Annotated in this window: 18 protein-coding genes; 12 read left to right on the top strand and 6 right to left on the bottom strand. The window is 72.9% G+C overall.

Features of this window, described 5'->3' with window-relative positions; translation table 11 throughout:
* Nucleotides 1–54 precede the first annotated feature (54 nt).
* Both OG599_RS05275 and OG599_RS05270 read right to left on the bottom strand, forming a co-directional pair.
* Nucleotides 55–762 carry a L,D-transpeptidase family protein gene (locus tag OG599_RS05275; protein WP_327174767.1) on the bottom strand — a complete coding sequence of 236 codons (708 nt, stop codon included), beginning with the start codon at nucleotides 760–762 and terminating at the stop codon, nucleotides 55–57.
* Between the two features lie 122 nt (nucleotides 763–884).
* Complete coding sequence (locus OG599_RS05270; protein WP_327174766.1) at nucleotides 885–2,315, bottom strand: hypothetical protein; 1,431 nt, start codon at nucleotides 2,313–2,315, stop codon at nucleotides 885–887.
* Between the two features lie 399 nt (nucleotides 2,316–2,714).
* On the opposite strand from OG599_RS05270, the gene OG599_RS05265 reads away from it, so the two are divergent.
* The 5 genes from OG599_RS05265 (at nucleotide 2,715) to OG599_RS05245 (ending at nucleotide 8,234) form a co-directional block, all read left to right on the top strand.
* Nucleotides 2,715–3,953 (top strand): cytochrome P450, encoded by a 1,239-nt coding sequence (locus tag OG599_RS05265; RefSeq protein WP_327174765.1) that lies wholly within the window; start codon nucleotides 2,715–2,717, stop codon nucleotides 3,951–3,953.
* Nucleotides 3,954–3,978: 25 nt separating this feature from the next.
* Complete coding sequence (locus OG599_RS05260) at nucleotides 3,979–4,176, top strand: ferredoxin (protein WP_327174764.1); 198 nt, start codon at nucleotides 3,979–3,981, stop codon at nucleotides 4,174–4,176.
* The gene (locus tag OG599_RS05255; RefSeq protein ID WP_327174763.1) at nucleotides 4,173–5,402 is read left to right on the top strand and encodes an NAD(P)/FAD-dependent oxidoreductase; all 1,230 of its coding nucleotides are present in this window, start codon (nucleotides 4,173–4,175) and stop codon (nucleotides 5,400–5,402) included. The genes OG599_RS05260 and OG599_RS05255 overlap by 4 nt, the downstream gene beginning before the upstream one ends.
* 268 nt (nucleotides 5,403–5,670) lie before the next feature.
* A complete protein-coding gene (argH, locus tag OG599_RS05250; protein WP_327174762.1) occupies nucleotides 5,671–7,110 on the top strand; it encodes an argininosuccinate lyase in 1,440 nt (479 codons plus the stop codon).
* Nucleotides 7,111–7,262: 152 nt separating this feature from the next.
* The gene (locus OG599_RS05245) at nucleotides 7,263–8,234 is read left to right on the top strand and encodes an aldo/keto reductase (protein WP_327174761.1); all 972 of its coding nucleotides are present in this window, start codon (nucleotides 7,263–7,265) and stop codon (nucleotides 8,232–8,234) included.
* 40 nt (nucleotides 8,235–8,274) lie between these two features.
* Here the strand turns inward: OG599_RS05245 and OG599_RS05240 are convergent, their stop codons facing one another.
* Both OG599_RS05240 and OG599_RS05235 read right to left on the bottom strand, forming a co-directional pair.
* The gene (locus tag OG599_RS05240) at nucleotides 8,275–8,784 is read right to left on the bottom strand and encodes a hypothetical protein (RefSeq protein ID WP_327174760.1); all 510 of its coding nucleotides are present in this window, start codon (nucleotides 8,782–8,784) and stop codon (nucleotides 8,275–8,277) included.
* A 140-nt stretch (nucleotides 8,785–8,924) separates the two neighbouring features.
* Nucleotides 8,925–9,596 carry a lysophospholipid acyltransferase family protein gene (locus OG599_RS05235; protein ID WP_327174759.1) on the bottom strand — a complete coding sequence of 224 codons (672 nt, stop codon included), beginning with the start codon at nucleotides 9,594–9,596 and terminating at the stop codon, nucleotides 8,925–8,927.
* A gap of 241 nt (nucleotides 9,597–9,837) precedes the next feature.
* Here OG599_RS05235 and OG599_RS05230 point away from each other — a divergent pair, with 241 nt between their 5' ends.
* From OG599_RS05230 to OG599_RS05220, 3 genes are all read left to right on the top strand, one after another.
* A complete protein-coding gene (locus OG599_RS05230) occupies nucleotides 9,838–11,025 on the top strand; it encodes a glycerophosphodiester phosphodiesterase (protein WP_327174758.1) in 1,188 nt (395 codons plus the stop codon).
* Nucleotides 11,026–11,355: 330 nt separating this feature from the next.
* Nucleotides 11,356–11,865, top strand: a complete 510-nt coding sequence (locus OG599_RS05225; protein WP_327179927.1) for a sigma-70 family RNA polymerase sigma factor — start codon at nucleotides 11,356–11,358, stop codon at nucleotides 11,863–11,865.
* 37 nt (nucleotides 11,866–11,902) lie between these two features.
* Nucleotides 11,903–12,409, top strand: a complete 507-nt coding sequence (locus tag OG599_RS05220) for a GNAT family N-acetyltransferase (protein ID WP_327174757.1) — start codon at nucleotides 11,903–11,905, stop codon at nucleotides 12,407–12,409.
* 125 nt (nucleotides 12,410–12,534) lie between these two features.
* Here the strand turns inward: OG599_RS05220 and OG599_RS05215 are convergent, their stop codons facing one another.
* Both OG599_RS05215 and OG599_RS05210 read right to left on the bottom strand, forming a co-directional pair.
* Nucleotides 12,535–12,984 (bottom strand): hypothetical protein, encoded by a 450-nt coding sequence (locus tag OG599_RS05215; RefSeq protein WP_327174756.1) that lies wholly within the window; start codon nucleotides 12,982–12,984, stop codon nucleotides 12,535–12,537.
* Nucleotide 12,985: 1 nt separating this feature from the next.
* Entirely contained in the window at nucleotides 12,986–13,345 is a 360-nt protein-coding gene (locus OG599_RS05210) for a hypothetical protein (protein WP_327174755.1), read from the bottom strand.
* Nucleotides 13,346–14,062: 717 nt separating this feature from the next.
* Here OG599_RS05210 and OG599_RS05205 point away from each other — a divergent pair.
* The 4 genes from OG599_RS05205 (at nucleotide 14,063) to OG599_RS05190 (ending at nucleotide 17,605) form a co-directional block, all read left to right on the top strand.
* Nucleotides 14,063–15,127: a methionine ABC transporter ATP-binding protein gene (locus tag OG599_RS05205; protein WP_327174754.1), complete on the top strand. Its 1,065-nt coding sequence runs from the start codon at nucleotides 14,063–14,065 to the stop codon at nucleotides 15,125–15,127.
* On the top strand, nucleotides 15,124–15,795 hold the full coding sequence (locus OG599_RS05200; RefSeq protein WP_327174753.1) for a methionine ABC transporter permease: 672 nt from the start codon (nucleotides 15,124–15,126) through the stop codon (nucleotides 15,793–15,795). The genes OG599_RS05205 and OG599_RS05200 overlap by 4 nt, the downstream gene beginning before the upstream one ends.
* A gap of 131 nt (nucleotides 15,796–15,926) precedes the next feature.
* On the top strand, nucleotides 15,927–16,790 hold the full coding sequence (locus OG599_RS05195; RefSeq protein ID WP_327174752.1) for a MetQ/NlpA family ABC transporter substrate-binding protein: 864 nt from the start codon (nucleotides 15,927–15,929) through the stop codon (nucleotides 16,788–16,790).
* Nucleotides 16,791–16,966: 176 nt separating this feature from the next.
* On the top strand, nucleotides 16,967–17,605 hold the full coding sequence (locus tag OG599_RS05190) for a GNAT family N-acetyltransferase (RefSeq protein WP_327174751.1): 639 nt from the start codon (nucleotides 16,967–16,969) through the stop codon (nucleotides 17,603–17,605).

Below are 17,605 nucleotides of genomic sequence, written 5' to 3'. Positions count from 1 at the left end.
GTCACCCGCGGACCGGGCTCGTCGGCTTAGCTTGATCTTTGAGCTGTGGGGACGTCAGTAACGGGTGACCGCCAACTCCCCGGTGGAGGTGCCGACGACGATGTGCGGGTGCGCGGCCGGGTCGGCCCACGCCAGGACGCGGTCCATCGCCCCGGCCGGCACCGAGACGCAGCCGGCCGTCGCCCCTTCGCCGTCGACGTGCAGGAAGATCCCCGCGCCCCGGCCCCGTACCGGCTTCGCGTAGTTGAAGCCGATCACCAGCGCCCGCGCGTACTGCGTGGTGTAGGTGACCAGGTGTTCCGCCTCCGCGGCCCGGCAGTCCGACGGCAGCGGATCCACCCACCGGTTGTAGTCGCGTGCCCCGTTGTCCTGGCACCACCACGAACCGTCCGTCACCCTGCGGTACGGATACGCCGTACCGGCCGGAGCGGCCCGCACACCGAAGGCGTACGGGAGGTCGTACAGGCCGGCCGGGGTGGTGTTCGTGCCCTGCCGCCGGGTGTGCCCCTCGGCCAGACCCGCCGCCCCGAACCTGGCCGGCGCGGACCCCGCCTCAGCCCACCGCCCGCGCCGCAGCTCCCACCAGGTGACCGTGCCGGTGGTGGACCCGGCCGCCGGGGCCTCGGCGACGATCAGCTGCCGCCCGCCGCCCGTGTCGGCCAGCCGCTCGGGCACCGTCCGGCCGGCGGCGGCGGGCGCCCCCGCCGCGGCGGAGCCGGTCAGGGCCAGCAGGACGGAAAGGGTCACCAGGGATCCGCGCATGCTCCGGACCGTACGGGCGGCGGGGACGCGGCTCCACCGGGATGCTCCGTACGGACCACGGAGGCGTCCGGGGACGCGTCCGGGCAGGCGTCCGTCAGCGCGCGGCCGGGACGGGCATCGGCTCAGGCGGGCGGCAGCGGCTCGTACCGGGCGCGCTGCGCCTCGTGGGCGACCTCCGGGTCCTCGTCCTCCTCCATCCCCGCCAGCACCCGCTTCCGCAGGCCGAGGCCGTGCGCGCCCAGCAGCCGGAGCCCGGCCCGGCGGACGTGCACCGGCCGGGCGGGGTCCACCAGCGAGGCCAGCCACTCCTCGGGCACGAGCAGGACGTAGGGCGTCAGCGCCTTGCGGGCGGTGCGCACCACCGGCGGGTGGGGATCGTCCATGGCGGCCATCAGCTCGTCGGGGGAGACCGCGTCCAGCATGCGCAGCCCGGCCAGCGCCGCCGCGCGCACCCGGCCCTCCGGGTGGAGCGTCAGCGGCCGCAGCAGACCGGCCGCGTCCGGCGCCCCGGATTCGGCCAGCCCGAACACCGCGCCCGGCGGCAGACCCGGCGCGGCCGGGTCCGCGCACCGCTCCCGGTAGGGCGCCCAGGGGTCCGCGCCCTCCAGCCGCAGCACCAGCCGGGCGGCCGAACGCACCCGGGCCGAGGGATCGGCGAGACGGTCGTACGCCTCCGGGCCCCGGCCCGCCCGGTGCAGCGCGGCCACCGCCGAGGACCGGGTCGCCGCCGAGGACGCGGCGAGCAGCGGGTCGAGGAGGCGGCCTTGATCACCGGCGGAGACACGCGCGAGGAGCGCGTCGGTGCAGAGCCGGCGGACGCCCCGGTCCTCGGCGGTGAGAACCAGTTCCGTGAGCCGGGCGGGCGACAGGAGGCCCTGGTGCAGGCAGAGCCCGGTGCCGAGCAGCCGGGCCCTCGGGCGGGGGCTCGCCAGCAACCGGTCGGGCAGCGAGGAGGGAAGCGTACCGGCGGCGGTGAGGACCAGCGCGAGACCGGGCCCGCCGTGCGGGCGGAGCGTCAGCCGTACGGCCAGCGGGACCAGTTCCGCCGCGCGCCCGGCGGCGCCCGGCCCGTCCAGGGCCGCGCCGAGCGTCCGGCGGGCCCGTTCCCGTACCGGGGAGCGGCCGTCCGCGCACCGGAGGAGCAGCAGCGGGAGCAGGGCGGGGCGCCCCGGGGCGAACGGCAGGGCGGCCTCGCGCACCTGCCACCGGTGATGGCAGAGGGCGAGGGCGGTCTCCGGCTCGGACGGCGGGAAGACCGACCAGGTCACGTCCCGGGCGCTCTCGTCCCAGTCCGGGGCGAGGCGGCGGCCGGGGGCTACGGAACTCCCGGTGCCGGGACTCGCGGAGGGGGCGCCGGGCGTTGCGCTCGCGGTGGGGGCGCCGGGCGGTGTGCTCTCGTCTCCCCTCCCGGTGGTCGCGCGGATCCGCCGGTCGAGGTCGATCCAGGCCTCGGGATCGGCCGTGTCCAAGGCGGTGACCAGGGAATTGCCCAGCAGGAGGCGCTCGTGCGGCGCGAGCTCGCGCGCGGGGGACGGGTGGATCGGCTTCCGCATGGGCGCAGCCTATGGGCAGCCCGGGCGTGGGCCGCTCGGGCCCCGGGAAGCGTACGGCGGGGCGGTCCCGGTACGACGCGTGCGGGGCTCGTCCGGGTCCGAGTCCAGGCCAAATCGGCTGACGGACCCCGTCGCGCCGGCCCCGCCCGTCGCGGCCGGTCCCCCCGCGTCAATGCGCGCAGAGTCGGACATCCCGCTTGATCAACGGGTGGCCGGATAGCGATGGCGAATCCCCGGGCTCTGTTGACGGAGTGATCTCCGCCAATATCGTTGCCCCAGGCACCTAGTTCCGTGTCCCGGGCATGTAGTTCCGTGTCCAGGGCGCCCGATTTCGCGCCTCAGACACGGCCCAGTTCCGCGAGGGATTCCGTCCGACGTCCTTCTGCCGAGGAGGCAGGCATGACCGAGACCGTGACCACGACCGCGACGACGCCGACCCCCCACCCCGAATTTCCGATGGCCAGGGCATCCGGCTGCCCGTTCGATCCGCCCCCCGCGCTGCGGGAACAGCGGAACGGCGAGCCCGTCTCCCGGGTGCGCCTGTGGGACGGCAGCAACCCCTGGCTGATCACCCGCCACGACCAGGTGCGCGCCCTGCTGGGCGACCCGCGCATCAGCGCCGACCCCACCCGGCCCGGGTATCCCCACCGCGACGCCGGGGCGAAGGCCAGGGCCGAGACCCGCCAGACCTTCATCACCATGGACGACCCCGGCCACGCCCGGCTGCGCCGGATGGTGACGGCCCCCTTCGCGATCAAGAAGGTGGAGGCGATGCGGCCCGCGATCCAGAAGATCGTCGACGACCTGCTCGACACCATGCTGGCCGCCCCCGGACCCGTGGACCTGGTCGAAGCGTTCGCCCTGCCACTGCCCAGCCTGGTGATCTGCGAACTGCTCGGGGTGCCCTACGACAAGCACGACTTCTTCCAGAAGCACACCAAGGTCCTGGTCCGCCGCAACGGTGATCCCCAAGAGGTGATCGCCGCCTCCGAGGCGCTCATCGACTACCTCCAGGGCCTGCTGGCCGACAAGCTGGCCGAGCCGGGAGACGACATCCTGTCCGATCTGGCCACCAAGCGCGTGGCCACCGGGGAGCTGACGGCGCGCGAGGCCGCCGAGATGGGCTCGCTCCTGCTCGCCGCGGGCCACGAGACCACCGCGAACATGATCGCGCTGGGCACCGTCGCCCTGCTGCAGCACCCGGACCAGCTCGCCCTGCTCCGCGACAGCGACGACCCCAAGCTGATCGCCGCGACGGTGGAGGAGCTGCTGCGCTACCTGACCATCGTCCATTCCGGCCGCCTGCGCGTGGCGCTGGAGGACATCGAGGTCGGCGGCGTCACCCTCCGCGCCGGGGACGGCGTGATCTGCGCCACGGACATCGCCAACCGCGATCCGGAGCTCTTCGCCGACCCCGACCGGCTCGACCTCACCCGCGACGCCCGCCGCCACGTCGCCTTCGGGTTCGGCGTCCACCAGTGCCTCGGCCAGCCGCTGGCCCGCGTGGAACTCCAGGTCGTCTACAGCACCCTCTACCGGCGCATCCCCACCCTGGCCCTGGCCGCCGGGGTCGACGAGCTCCGCTTCAAGCACGACGGCGTCATCTACGGCGTCTACGAACTGCCCGTCACCTGGTAGTACCGACCACAGAATCGAGAAGCGCATGCGTGTCAAAGTCGACCAGCCCAAGTGTGTCGCGTCCGGGCAGTGTGTTCTGGCGGCCCCGGCGGTCTTCGACCAGGACGACGACGGCATCGTCCGGATCCTCGTCGACCGGCCGGAGGCCGCGCACCACGAGGACGTGAAGGAGTCCGTGGCGGTCTGCCCGGCCGCGGCGATCTGGGTGGAGGAAGAGGAGTGACGGCGGCGGCGCCACCGCGCCGCATCGTGGTGGTGGGTGCGTCGGCGGCAGGTCTTTCGGCCGCCGAGACCCTGCGGCGCGAGGGGTTCGACGGTTCCCTCACGCTCGTGGGAGAGGAGGCGCACCCGCCCTACGACCGGCCGCCGCTGTCGAAGCAGATCCTCACCGGAGCGTGGCAGGCCGACCGCCTGCGGCTGCGCCGGCCCGAGGACCTGGACGCTCTCGGGCTGGACCTGCGGCTCGGGGCCGCCGCCACCGCCCTCTCCCCGGCCGCACGCACGGTGACCCTCGCCGACGGCACCGAACTCCGCTACGACAACCTGGTCGTCGCCACCGGAGTCCGGCCCCGCCGCCTCCCGGAGTGCGGCACGCCGGGCGTCCACGTCCTGCGCGACCTGGAGGACGCCCTGGCGCTGCGCGACCGCCTGGCGTCCGGCGGCCGGCTGGTCGTGGTGGGCGCCGGGTTCCTCGGTACGGAAGCGGCCGCCGCGGCACGCCTTCTCGGGGCCGCCGTCACCCTCGTCGAGCCCGCCGACGTCCCGCTCGCCCCTCTCCTCGGCCGCCGGCTCGGTGCCCACGTGGCCCGGATCCACCGCGACCACGGCGTGGACCTGAGAACCGGCACGAAGGTCACCGGGATCAGGACCGCCGGGGGCCGGGCCGCGGCGGTGCACCTGTCCGACGGGACACAGGTCGAGGCCGACGACGTACTGGTCGCCATCGGCTCCCGGCCCAACACCGAGTGGCTCGGCGGCAGCGGTCTCGACCTGACCGACGGGGTGGGCTGCGACGCGTACTGCGCCGCCGCCCCCGGCATCCACGCCGCAGGTGACGTGGCCCGGTGGCACAACCCGCTCTTCGGCACCGCCATGCGGATCGAGCACCGTACGAACGCCGCCGAGCAGGGCATGGCCGCGGCCCGCAACCTGCTGGACCCCGGCCGCGCCAGACCGTTCGCACCCGTCCCCTACTTCTGGTCCGACCAGTACGGGCTGAGGATCCAGGCCTACGGGCACCTGGGCGGCCACGACGAGGCCCGCGTCGTCGACGGGGACATGGGCGGCGGCCCCTTCGTCGTCGCCTACCGCACCGGCCGCCTCCTGACCGGGGTGGTGGCGGTGGACACGCCCCCGAGGGTGCTGCGCCCGTGGCGGGCGGCGATCGCGGCCCGTACCCCCTGGCAGGCGTGGACCGTTGAAGCGGCGTCAGCCACCTCCCCGGCCTGAGGCATCCCGCCCCGGCGCGGGTGTGGCGGCCGGCCGGGGCGCCCACCACCAGCAGCGTTGACAAAACATACGGAGGATTGCATAGTTATACCGACGGTGGGCGCACCGCGGAGGATCTCCACCCCCCTCCGCGAGGACCGCCGCCCGGCGTGACCCCGCCCGACAACGCGCGCCACGCCCGCACCACGCGTACGAAACCGGCCTCCCCGATCCTCCGCGGCGGGGAGGCGGTCGCACATCCACCCCCTTGTTCTTCGAGGAGCACGCAGTGAGCAACGCCAACGCCAACGGCAACAGCGACGTACGCCTCTGGGGCGGCCGTTTCGCCGACGGACCGGCCGAGGCGCTGGCCAAGCTGTCCGCCTCCGTCCACTTCGACTGGCGGCTGGCGCCCTACGACATCGCCGGATCCCGCGCCCACGCGCGTGTCCTGAACAAGGCCGGCCTGCTCACCGACGACGAGCTCACCCGCATGACCGCCGGACTCGACCAGCTCGAAGCCGACGTCACCGACGGCTCGTTCGCCGGCACCGTCGCCGACGAGGACGTCCACACCGCGCTGGAGCGCGGCCTGCTGGAGCGCGTCGGCAAGGACCTCGGCGGCAAGCTGCGCGCCGGCCGGTCCCGCAACGACCAGGTCACCACGCTCTTCCGGATGTACCTGCGCGACCACGCCCGGATCATCGGCGGACTGATCGCCGAGCTCCAGGACGCGCTGGTCGGCCTCGCCGAGGCCCACCCGGACGTCGCCATGCCCGGCCGCACCCACCTCCAGCACGCCCAGCCGGTGCTCTTCGCCCACCACGTCCTCGCCCACGTGCAGGCCTTCTCCCGGGACGCCGAGCGGCTGCGGCAGTGGGACGAGCGGACGGCCGTCTCGCCGTACGGCTCCGGCGCGCTGGCCGGTTCCTCCCTCGGGCTCGACCCGGAGGCGGTCGCCGCCGACCTCGGCTTCGAGCGCGGCTCCGTCGCCAACTCCATCGACGGCACCGCCTCGCGCGACTTCGTCGCCGAGTTCGCGTTCATCACCGCGATGACCGGGATCAACCTCTCCCGGATCGCCGAGGAGATCATCATCTGGAACACGAAGGAGTTCTCCTTCGTCACCCTGCACGACGCGTTCTCCACCGGCTCCTCGATCATGCCGCAGAAGAAGAACCCGGACATCGCCGAGCTGGCGCGCGGCAAGTCGGGGCGGCTCATCGGCAACCTGACCGGCCTGCTGGCGACCCTCAAGGCCCTCCCGCTCGCGTACAACCGCGACCTCCAGGAGGACAAGGAGCCCGTCTTCGACTCCTGCGACCAGCTGGAGGTCCTGCTCCCCGCCTTCACCGGCATGATGGCCACGCTCACCGTCAACCGCGCGCGCATGGAGGAGCTGGCACCCGCCGGCTTCTCGCTCGCCACCGACATCGCGGAGTGGCTGGTCAAGCAGGGCGTGCCGTTCCGGGTCGCGCACGAGGTCGCCGGCAGTTGCGTCAAGGAGTGCGAGCACCACGGCATCGAGCTCGACGAGCTGACCGACGAGCAGTTCGCGAAGATCTCCGAGCACCTCACGCCCGAGGTCCGCACCGTCCTCGACGTGCCCGGCGCGCTCGCCTCCCGCAACGGCCGCGGCGGCACGGCCCCGTCCGCCGTCGCGATCCAGCTCGCCGAGATCAAGCAGGACCTCGCGGTCCAGCACGCCTGGGCGACCGCCCGGAAGTAGCCGGCCCCCGTCCGGGCCGGGACCGCCCGCCCGGTCCGGACCGCGCGTCCCGGCCGGGACCTCCCGGGTGGGTCCGAGGTGTACGAACGGCGTCGCGGGCTAGGTTGACGGGGAAGGGTGAAGCACCGCCCCCGGACCACGAGGAGCCCGCGATGCCATTCGACCGCCTGACCGCGGCCACCGCCTCGACCGCCCACATCGGGCTCGGCCTCGCCGCCGTCGGCAGGCCCGGCTACATCAACCTCCACCGCGACCTCGACCTGCCCGAGGACCGCACCCCCGACGCCCTGCGCGACCGCACCCACGAACTCCTGGACGCGGCCTACGCCCAGGGCGTCCGCTACATCGACGCGGCCCGGTCCTACGGCCGCTCCGAGGCGTTCCTCGCCGAGTGGCTGACCGCCCGTCCCGCCCTCACCGACGTGGTGGTCGGCAGCAAATGGGGCTACACCTACACCGCCGACTGGTCCGTGAAGGCCGAGGCCCACGAGGTCAAGGACCACGGGGTGGCCACCTTCGACCGCCAGCGCGCGGAGACCCGCGCCCTCCTCGGCGACCGGCTCGACCTCTACCAGATCCACTCGGTGACCGCCGACAGCCCGGCCCTCACCGACAAGGAACTCCACGCCCGGCTCGCCGACCTGGCCGCCGAGGGCGTCACCATCGGCCTCTCCACCAGCGGCCCCGGCCAGAAGGACGCCATCCTCGCGGCCCTCGCCGTCACGGTCGACGGTGAACCCCTCTTCCGTACCGTCCAGGCCACCTTCAACGCCCTGGAGACCTCGGCGGGCCCGGCGCTCGCCGAGGCCCACGAAGCCGGACTCACGGTGATCGTCAAGGAGGGCATGGCGAACGGACGGCTGGCCGGTACACAGGCCCCGGCGCTGATCCGCGAGATCGCCCTCGACCGCGAACTCGGCAGCGACGCGGTGGCCCTCGCCCATGTGCTCCACCAGCCCTGGGCCGGGGTCGTCCTCTCCGGCGCCGCCACGGTCGGCCAGCTCTCCGGCAACCTGCACGCCGTCACGCTCGACCTCGACGAGGAGGAACGCGCCCGGTTCGGCAGCCTCGTGGAGGACCCGGAGGCGTACTGGCGGTACCGGGCCGCCCTCCCCTGGAGCTGACGGCCCCCGGAGCCGACGGCCGCCCCGCGCCGGACGCGCCTCAGGCGGCCCAGGCGGCCAGCGCGTCGAAGTCCCGCCGCTCCAGGCCGATCGCGGGATCGATCTGCCGCAGCAGCGCCGGGCCGGGGTGGTGGGCCGCCACCCACGCCCGGTCCGGCTCGCCGACCTCGTCGTCGATCCAGGCGAACGGCCGCCCGGCCGCGTACGCCACGACGTGCGGTGTCTTCCAGAAGACCCCGTCGCCCGTGCTCCCGCCCACCACCGGCCAGTCGACGAACGGCAGCGGCGGCAGCCCCAGCGGCGGCCCGACCCACTGGTTGGCCTCGTCCTTCCAGGTGGTCGCCCAGACCAGTTCGTACCGGTCCGCCAGTGCCAGCAGTTCGCCGCCGTGCGCCGGATTGAGCAGTACCGGCAGGCCCTGCCCCATCTCCCACCCCGTAGGACGCGTCCGCAGGCGCCGGTACCCCTCCGGGTTCCGCGGCCTGGACAGCGCCAGGTAGGGGTTGAGCGGACCGTCGATGTCGATCAGCAGCAGCGGCTTGGTGCCCATGCCCCCATGCTGCCGCCCGGCGGCCCGGAGCGGTAACGAAGTACGGCCGTCGGGCCCCGGCGGCCGCCCGGGTACGCGAAAAAGCCCGCCACCCCGGAGGAGCAACTCCGTCGGGGTGGCGGGCCCGGAAGCCCGTACTGCTACGCGGCCTTCGCCTTCGTCGCGTACATGTCCACGTACTCCTGGCCGGAGAGGCGCATGACCTCGGACATCACCGAGTCCGTCACCGCGCGCAGCACATAGCGGTCGCGGTCCATGCCCTCGTACCGGGAGAACTCCATCGGCTCACCGAAACGGACCGTGACCTTGCCCGGCTTGGGGATGCCCGCGCCGCCCGGCTGGAGCTTGTCCGTGCCGATCATCGCGAACGGGACCACCGGCGCCCCCGTCATCAGAGTCAGGCGGGCGATGCCCGTACGCCCCCGGTAGAGCCGGCCGTCGGGGGAGCGGGTGCCCTCCGGGTAGATGGCGAAGGCGCCGCCCTCGTCCAGCACCCGGCGGCCCGTCATCAGCGCCGCGACACCGCCCCGGCCGCCGTCGCGGTCCACCGGGATCATGCCGCTGCCGGTGAAGAACCAGGCCATCATGCGGCCCTTGATGCCCTTGCCGGTGACGTACTCGTCCTTGCCGATGTAGTACACCGGCCGGTCGCAGCAGATCGGCATGATCAACGAGTCGATGAAGGTGAGGTGGTTGCCCGCGAGGATCACCGGACCGTCTCCGGGGATGTTCTCGGCGCCCTCGATCTGAGGCCGGAACATCAGGCGCAGGATCGGTCCGAGCACTGCCTTGATGACCGTGAGACGGGACAACGGTTCCTCCGGGGTCGTGGCCGGGCCGGCCGGGGCGGTGACGCGATGGTCTGTGCAGGTGAGGACGATACTCGCGGCGACCCGCCGACCGCACATCGGGTTCACGCACTGGATACGCAGTGTTGACATGTGTTAGCCGTGCGTTGGCCCGCGCGCCGTCCGCAGTACGGCACCGCTGCCTACGCTCGGGGCCGCGCCGGAGCCCGGTGCAGCCGCCGAACATCACATGCGAGGAGCGTCCATGACAGAGCGTACGCGCAAGAGCCCCGGCCGCCGGGCGCTGCTCGGAGCCGCGCTGCTCGGAACGACCGCGATCGGGCTGTCGGCCGCCGGTACCGCCGAGGCCGCCGAACGCGGCCGTGACGACGACACGCGCAAGAGCGCCGGGCGCAAGAGCGACGGCCGCTCGCTGCGGGACCTGCCCGTCCCCACCGTCGTCGGGCACCGGGGCGCCAGCGGCTACCGCCCCGAGCACACCCTCGGCTCCTACCAGCTCGCCCTGGACCTCGGCGCGGACATCGTGGAGCAGGACGTCGTCCCGACCAAGGACGGCCACCTCGTCTGCCGCCACGAGAACGACATCAGCGGCACCACCGACGTCGCCTCCCACCCCGAGTTCGCGGGCCGCAGGACCACCAAGACGGTCGACGGGGTCGCGCTCACCGGCTGGTTCACCGAGGACTTCACCCTCGCCGAGCTGAAGACCCTGAGGGCCACCGAGCGCATCCCCGGCAACCGCCAGAAGAACACCCTCTACGACGGCCGCTGGGAGATCCCCACCTTCGAAGAGGTCCTGCGCTGGGCCGAAGCCGAGGGCCGCAAGCGCGGCAAGCCGGTCTGGCTCTACACCGAGACCAAGCACCCCTCGTACTTCCGGGGCCTCGGGCTCGCCCTGGAGGAGCCGCTCGCCAAGCTGCTGCGCCGGTACGGGCGCGACCGCGCCGACGCCGCCCTCATCCTCCAGTCCTTCGAGCCCGACTCCGTGCGGCGGCTCTCCCGGCTGGTCTCCACCCCGCGCATCGTGCTGCTCGGCGGCGCGAACTCCCGCCCCTGGGACTTCACCGAGGCGGGCGACCCGCGCACCGTCGCCGACCTCGTCACCCCGGCCGGCCTGAAGTGGATGGCCACCTTCGCCCAGGGCATCGGCCCCACCCTCGACCTGGTCGTCCCCAGGGACTCCGCCGGCCGCCTCGCCGCCCCGACCACGCTGGTCCGGGACGCGCACGCGCAGGGGCTGATCCTGCACCCGTACACGATGCGCAACGAGAACACCTTCCTGCCGTCCGAGTTCCGCCGGGGCACCGACCCCAACGCCTACGGGGACGCCTTCGGAGCCTTCCGCGCGTACTTCGCCACGGGCATCGACGGCATCTTCTCCGACAACGCCGACACCGCGCTCCTCGCGGCGGCCGACGCCCGCCGCGCCTGACGGGCCCCTCCGCCCGACCGGGGCACGCATGTCGGTCCGCCTCACGGGGCCGCCTCGCCTCACGGGGGCGCGCCATCCTCACGGGGCCGCGTCAGCGCAATGCCCGCCGTGCCCCGGTCGGGTGGGACTTCCCGCGTACGGCAACCAGCCGCGCGTGGGGCGCGTTGAGCGGGCGTGATCCCCGCCGGCCACCGTGCCGTTACCCCTGCCGACGATCGCGCCGCGTGCGCCGACCGCTCTGCCGCGTGCGCCGACCACCGCGCCGCGTGCGCTGTCGGCCGTGCCGACCGTACCGACCGAGGGCCGGCCGCTCCCACCGCGTACACCGTCGTGGTGCTGACGGCCCTGCATCCACTGGTCCGCGCCGAGGTGACGGCCGAGTCGCCGGCGGCCGGAACGGACCCGGCCGACCTCGAACAGACCGTCTGGCTGCGGCTGCTGGAGCGCCTCGCCTCCGGCGCAGCACTGCCCGACCCGGCCCGCTGGGTGCGCGACACCGTACGCGCCGATGTCCGCCGGGCCCGCCGCGCCGCCCTGCGCGAACACCCGCACGCGGACGAGGGACCCGACGCCGGACCGGACAGCTGCCCCGAGCGCGCGACCCTCGGCGCCGACGAGCGGCGGGCGTTGCGCGCGGCGGTCGCCCGGCTGCCCGGCCGCTGCACCGGACTGCTGACCGCACTGCTCGACCCGGGCGACCGCACCTACCGCGAGATCGCGGGGGAGTTGGGTATGTCACAGGGGAGTCTGGGGCCGATGCGTTCCCGATGTCTGGGATGTCTTCGCATAATCCTCGCGGCGGAGGTTGCCGCTCCCCGCGCGCGGGGAAGGGTGCGTTAGACAATCGGCCTATCAGGTGAGCGGAAGGCATGCACACATGGGCATGAGCGTGATCATCTCGGCGGCGACCCCGGACGACGCCGAACAGCTCTTCAGGCTCCAGTACCTCTGTTTCCAGAGCGAGGCGGAGCTCTACGGGAACTACCGGATCGACCCGCTCGTCCAGACCCTGGAGTCCGTCCAGGCCGAACTCGCCACCGACCTGGTCTTCGTGGCCCGGCTCGGCGACGAGGTCGTCGGCGCGGTCCGCGGATCCACCGCGGACGACGGCACCGGCAGGATCGCCAAACTCTGCGTCCACCCCCGGCTCCAGGGCCACGGCCTAGGGGCCCGGCTGCTGCGCGCGGCGGAGGCCGGACTCACGGCCGAGCGCGCCGCCACCCGCTTCCGGCTGCACACCGGGCACCGCAGCGAGAACAACCTGCGCCTCTACCGTCGCGCCGGATACGCGCAGGTCGGCGCGGAGACGGGCGAGGACGGCGTACGCCTGATCCTGCTGGAGAAGGAAGTCGCGGCTGCCGAGGAGTACCTGGCGAGCGCGTAGGTGGTGTCCGGCCGGCGACTCCCCGTCCGTCGGCCGTCGAGAACGCGAAGTCCCGCCCGGGTGCACGGCGCAGGGCGGGACCGCGCGATCCGGCCGGGGCGCACGGCACGGGAACGGAGCCCGTCTCAGGCGCGCTTGGCCCGGCGCAGCCAGAGCAGCCCGGTGATCGGGAGGATCACCGGGATGAAGACGTAGCCCATGCCGAAGTCCGACCAGACGGTGGCGTCGGCGAAGGCGGAGGGCTCCACCATCGTCCACGTACCGACGATCAGAACGCCCGTCAGTTCGGCGGCGCAGCAGACCAGGGCGGCCCGGCGGGCCTTCTCCCCGCCGCGCACCAGGGAGTACGTGATGAACCCGTACACCAGGGCGGCGACGGCCGACAGCACGTACGCCAGCGGTGCCTTGCCGAAGTCCAGGATGATCTGGACGATCGCCCGCGAGGCGGCGGCGACCGTGAACACCCCGTAGAACCAGACGAGTACGCGTCCCGGGCCGGTCCCCAGGTCGAACGACGGCTTCTGCGCCGTCGCTCCGGCCGACGCCGGGGTCTCGGTGCGCTCGGTGTCGGTCACGTCAGTTTCCCCAGATGTCGTAGAGCCGTACTTCGAGCACGGCCAGCACCACCGCGCCGGCGGCCACCGTCGCCGAGCCCCAGCGGGTCCGCTCGGTCAACGACAGGAAACCGGCCGCGGGCACGGCCGCGAAGCAGCCGATGAGATAGCAGATGAAGATCGTCATGCCCTGGTCCGGGCGCTCGCCGCGCGCCAGCTGCACGATCCCCACCACCAGCTGGGCGAGCGCCAGCAGCGTGACGACCGCCATACCGATGAAGTGCCAGTCCTTGGTCGGCTGGTCCCGGTATGCGGCGAATCCGCACCAGGCGGCGAGGGCGAGCGCGGCCACGGCGAGCGTGACCGTCAGGGCGTCGAGCATGAGCCGAGGGTATTACGGCCGGACCCCGTGCCCGCCTCCGGCCCCGGCTCCCGGCACTCGTATACGAAAGCGGAGGGGCGGGCCCCTGGACGGCCGCTCCAGGCCCGGCGGCTCCTGCCCGGCGGCCGGCAGGCGAGCGCCCGGCGGCCGGTGAGCCCGAGCGCCCGGCGGCCGGTACACGAGCCTCCGGGCCGGGCCCCGTGGCGTCCGCCACAGGCGCCCGGACCGGGCGAAGGCCCGGACCCCGTCCGGTCGGGCCCGGCCCGCCCTCGCGTTTACGCAGGTCAGCGAGGTGTACGAGGAAGTGGCTGCGGAGGCGCGGTCAGAAGCGGCGGGCCCCGTCCCGGAGTCCGCTATGCGGACGCGCCGGTTCCGCGCTCTGTTACGTCTGTTTTACTTGGGGCATGACCACGACGAGCAGCCGCACCCCTGCGACCGAGGCGATCAGCGCGCCCGGTGCTCGTTGTACGTGTCGAATGCGCGCCATCTGAGGGCCCCCGCCAGTGTCTCGCGCCCCGAAGCGAGAACCCGCCGACGCCGTCGCCTCCCGGTCGCCCCGGGAAGGAACGCGTCGGTCCCGCACGGCCTCGACCGGCACTCCGGTGCCGCGACCGTGCCGAGACCCCGGCCGACGAGAGCCGGTGAGTCTCCCCCGGACGAATGCCCCGTGCCCGGCGGACAACCACGCCGCGAGCACTCGACAGTGACGGAAACCCTGTGATCACCACTTCGGGCCTCACGAAGGTCTACCAGTCGCGCGACCGCGAGGTCACCGCACTCGACGGAGTCGATCTGCACGTCGAGGAGGGCGAGGTCTTCGGTGTCATCGGCCAGAGCGGCGCCGGCAAGTCCTCCCTCATCCGCTGCGTCAACCTGCTGGAGCGCCCCACCTCCGGCACCGTGACCGTGGCCGGCCAGGACCTCACCGCCCTCGCCGGCCGTGGCCGGCGGGCGGGCAAGGAGCTGCGCGAGGCGCGCAGCCGTATCGGCATGGTCTTCCAGCACTTCAACCTGCTGGCCTCGCGCACCGTCCAGGGCAACGTGGAACTCCCGCTGGAGATCCTCGGCGTGCCCGGCCGCGACCGCTCCCGCAAGGCTCTCGAACTGCTCGACCTGGTCGGCCTCGGCGACAAGGCCAAGGCGTACCCCGGACAGCTCTCCGGCGGCCAGAAGCAGCGCGTCGGCATCGCCCGCGCCCTGGCCGGCGACCCGAAGGTGCTCCTCTCCGACGAGGCGACCTCGGCGCTGGACCCCGAGACCACCCGCTCCATCCTCCAACTGCTGCGCGACCTCAACCAGCAGCTCGGCCTGACCGTGCTGCTCATCACGCACGAGATGGACGTCGTCAAGACGATCTGCGACTCCGCCGCGCTGATGCGCCGGGGCCGTGTGGTCGAGTCCGGCACGGTCGGCGAGCTCCTCGCCACCCCCGGCTCCGAGCTGGCCCACGAACTCTTCCCGGTCGGCGGCGGCACCTCCGGCCCCGGCCGCACGGTCGTCGACGTCACCTTCCACGGCGACGCGGCCGGCCGCCCGGTGATCTCCCAGCTCTCCCGTACGTACAACATCGACATCTCGATCCTCGGCGCGGCCATGGACACCGTGGGCGGCAACCAGATCGGCCGGATGCGCATCGAGCTGCCCGGCGGCTTCGAGGAGAACGTCGTGCCCATCGGCTTCCTGCGCGAGCAGGGGCTGCGGGCCGAGGTCGTGGACGAGGCGGCCGCCACCGCGATCCCCGTACAGACCCCCGCCCCGCTCACCGAGGAGGCCGCGAAGTGACCTGGTCCGAAATGCAGCCCCTGCTGACCCAGGGCACCGTCGACACCCTCTACATGGTGCTGTGGTCCGCGGTCGTCACCGTCGCCGTCGGCCTGCCCCTCGGTGTGCTGCTGGTCCTCACCGACAAGGGCGGACTGCTCCAGAACACCGTGGTCAACAAGATCGTCGGCGCGGTCGTCAACATCGGCCGCTCGCTGCCCTTCATCATCCTGCTGATCGCGCTGATCCCCTTCACGACCTGGGTCGTCGGCACCTTCATCGGCCCGACCGCGATGATCGTCCCGCTGGCCGTCGGTGCCATCCCCTTCTTCGCGCGGCTGGTGGAGACCGCCGTCCGCGAGGTCGACCACGGGCTCGTCGAAGCGGTCCAGTCGATGGGCGGCTCCATTCCCACCATCGTCCGCAAGGTCCTGCTGCCGCAGGCCCTGCCCTCGCTGATCTCCGGGATCACCACCACCGTGATCGTGCTCATCGGCTACTCCGCGATGGCCGGCGCCGTGGGCGGCGAAGGGCTCGGGTCCAAGGCCGTCACCTACGGATTCCAGCGCTTCGACAACCAGTTCATGATCGTGACCGTCGTGCTGCTCATCGTCATCGTGACCGTCGTGCAGCTCATCGGCGACCTCGCCGGACGCCTGCTGGCCCGCCGGGGCCGCACCGCCTCCTGAGGCCCGCCCTCCCGAGGCACCACAGACCTCCGTCCCGCACCCGTAACGGCCCCCGTTGTTACGAACCCGCGGCGACGGCCGAGCCCGCACTCCTTGTCCGGGCGTTCCACCACCCGAAAGAGGCACTTTTCGTGCGCAAGACCATCAAGCTCTCCGCGGCAGCCGCCGCCACCGCCGCCCTCGCCCTGGGCCTGAGCGCCTGCGGTACGGACTCCGACCCGTCCGCCGGCGGCACCGGCGCGAGCGCCGACACCTCCAAGGCGCTCGTCGTGGGCGCGTCCCCGACGCCGCACGCCGACATCCTCAACTTCGTGAAGAAGAACCTCGCGGCGAAGGCCGGCCTCAAGCTGGAGGTCAAGGAGTTCACGGACTACGTCCTGCCGAACACCGCCACCGAGACCGGCCAGATCGACGCCAACTTCTTCCAGCACAAGCCCTACCTGGACGACTTCAACAAGAAGAACGGCACCCACCTCGTGCCGGTCGTCAACGTCCACCTGGAGCCGCTCGGCCTCTACTCCAAGAAGGTCAAGTCCGTCTCCGGCATCAAGTCCGGCCAGACGATCGCGGTGCCCAACGACACCACCAACGAGGGCCGCGCGCTCCTGCTCCTCGCCGACGAGGGCCTGATCACGCTCAAGGCCGGTGTCGGCACCGACGCCAAGCTGAGCGACATCACCGACGCCAAGGGCCTGAAGTTCAAGGAGCTGGAGGCCGCCACCGTGCCCCGCGCCCTGGACGACGTCGACGCCGCCGTGATCAACGGCAACTACGCGATCGAGGCCAAGCTCACGCCGTCGAAGGACGCGCTCGCCATCGAGAAGGCTGAGGGCAACCCCTACGCCAACATCCTGGTCGTCAAGAAGGGCGGCGAGAAGGACCCCCGCGTCGAGAAGCTCGCCAAGCTCCTCAACAGCGACGAGGTCAAGAAGTTCATCGAGGACACCTACAAGGGCTCGGTCATCCCCGCGTTCGGTACCCCGGCCGCTTCCTGACCAGGCCGTGTCCGGCACGAGTCGTCGGACACCGCGCGGCGCCCCGCGCACGCCCACGGAGCCCCGCACCTCCCGCCGAGGAGGTGCGGGGCTCCGGCCGTACGGACCCGCCCATGCACGGCGCGCGCCCGATACTGCATGCTGTGCCTTTACCGGTCTTCGGCATGGAGCTGCGCATGACTACCACGTTTCCGTCGATCTCGATCAGCACGGACCGACTGGTGCTGCGCCCCTACGACATGGCGGACCTCCCGGCACTGGCCGACATGATGAACGACGAGGCCGTCACCGCCTGGACGGACGCCCCGCACCCGTACACGCGGATCGACGCCGAGCGCTGGATCCGGAGGATCGCCCCGGGCGAGCGCACCCAGGGCCACGGCATCGTCTTCGCCGTCCACGAGTTCCTCACCCAGCGGCTCGTGGGCTCCGTACGGCTGCTCAACACCGACTGGCGCACCCGCTCCACCGAGGTCGTCTACGTCACCGCCCACTGGGCGCGCGGCGAGGGGTACGCCACCGAATCCGTGCTGGCGCTCGCCGAGTGGCTCTTCCGCGACCAGGCCTTCGAGCGGATCGAGTTGCGCACCCAGGCCGACAACACCGCCTCCCAGCAGGTCGCCCAGAAGCTCGGCTGCATCAGCGAGGGCGTCCTGCGCAACGCCCGGATAGCGCGGACGCAGACGGAGGACGGCGGCTGGGTCGACTTCCGCACCGACCTGATCGTCTGGGGCCTCCTCCCGGAGGACATCGAAGGCGTCGCCGAACAGCTCGCCGACGCGGGCGGCTACGGCACCTACAACGACTGGAACTGA

Source organism: Streptomyces sp. NBC_01335 (genome assembly GCF_035953295.1).
Classification (GTDB): domain Bacteria; phylum Actinomycetota; class Actinomycetes; order Streptomycetales; family Streptomycetaceae; genus Streptomyces.
This window is presented reverse-complemented; position numbering and strand designations above follow the sequence as displayed.

Bases quoted from the DNA above. Each gene is read 5' to 3' on its own strand.
- OG599_RS05275 (WP_327174767.1), bottom strand. From the start codon at position 762: ATGCGCGGATCCCTGGTGACCCTTTCCGTCCTGCTGGCCCTGACCGGC.
- OG599_RS05270 (WP_327174766.1), bottom strand. From the start codon at position 2,315: ATGCGGAAGCCGATCCACCCGTCCCCCGCGCGCGAGCTCGCGCCGCAC.
- OG599_RS05265 (WP_327174765.1), top strand. From the start codon at position 2,715: ATGACCGAGACCGTGACCACGACCGCGACGACGCCGACCCCCCACCCC.
- OG599_RS05260 (WP_327174764.1), top strand. From the start codon at position 3,979: ATGCGTGTCAAAGTCGACCAGCCCAAGTGTGTCGCGTCCGGGCAGTGT.
- OG599_RS05245 (WP_327174761.1), top strand. From the start codon at position 7,263: ATGCCATTCGACCGCCTGACCGCGGCCACCGCCTCGACCGCCCACATC.
- OG599_RS05240 (WP_327174760.1), bottom strand. From the start codon at position 8,784: ATGGGCACCAAGCCGCTGCTGCTGATCGACATCGACGGTCCGCTCAAC.
- OG599_RS05230 (WP_327174758.1), top strand. From the start codon at position 9,838: ATGACAGAGCGTACGCGCAAGAGCCCCGGCCGCCGGGCGCTGCTCGGA.
- OG599_RS05220 (WP_327174757.1), top strand. From the start codon at position 11,903: ATGGGCATGAGCGTGATCATCTCGGCGGCGACCCCGGACGACGCCGAA.
- OG599_RS05210 (WP_327174755.1), bottom strand. From the start codon at position 13,345: ATGCTCGACGCCCTGACGGTCACGCTCGCCGTGGCCGCGCTCGCCCTC.
- OG599_RS05190 (WP_327174751.1), top strand. From the start codon at position 16,967: ATGACTACCACGTTTCCGTCGATCTCGATCAGCACGGACCGACTGGTG.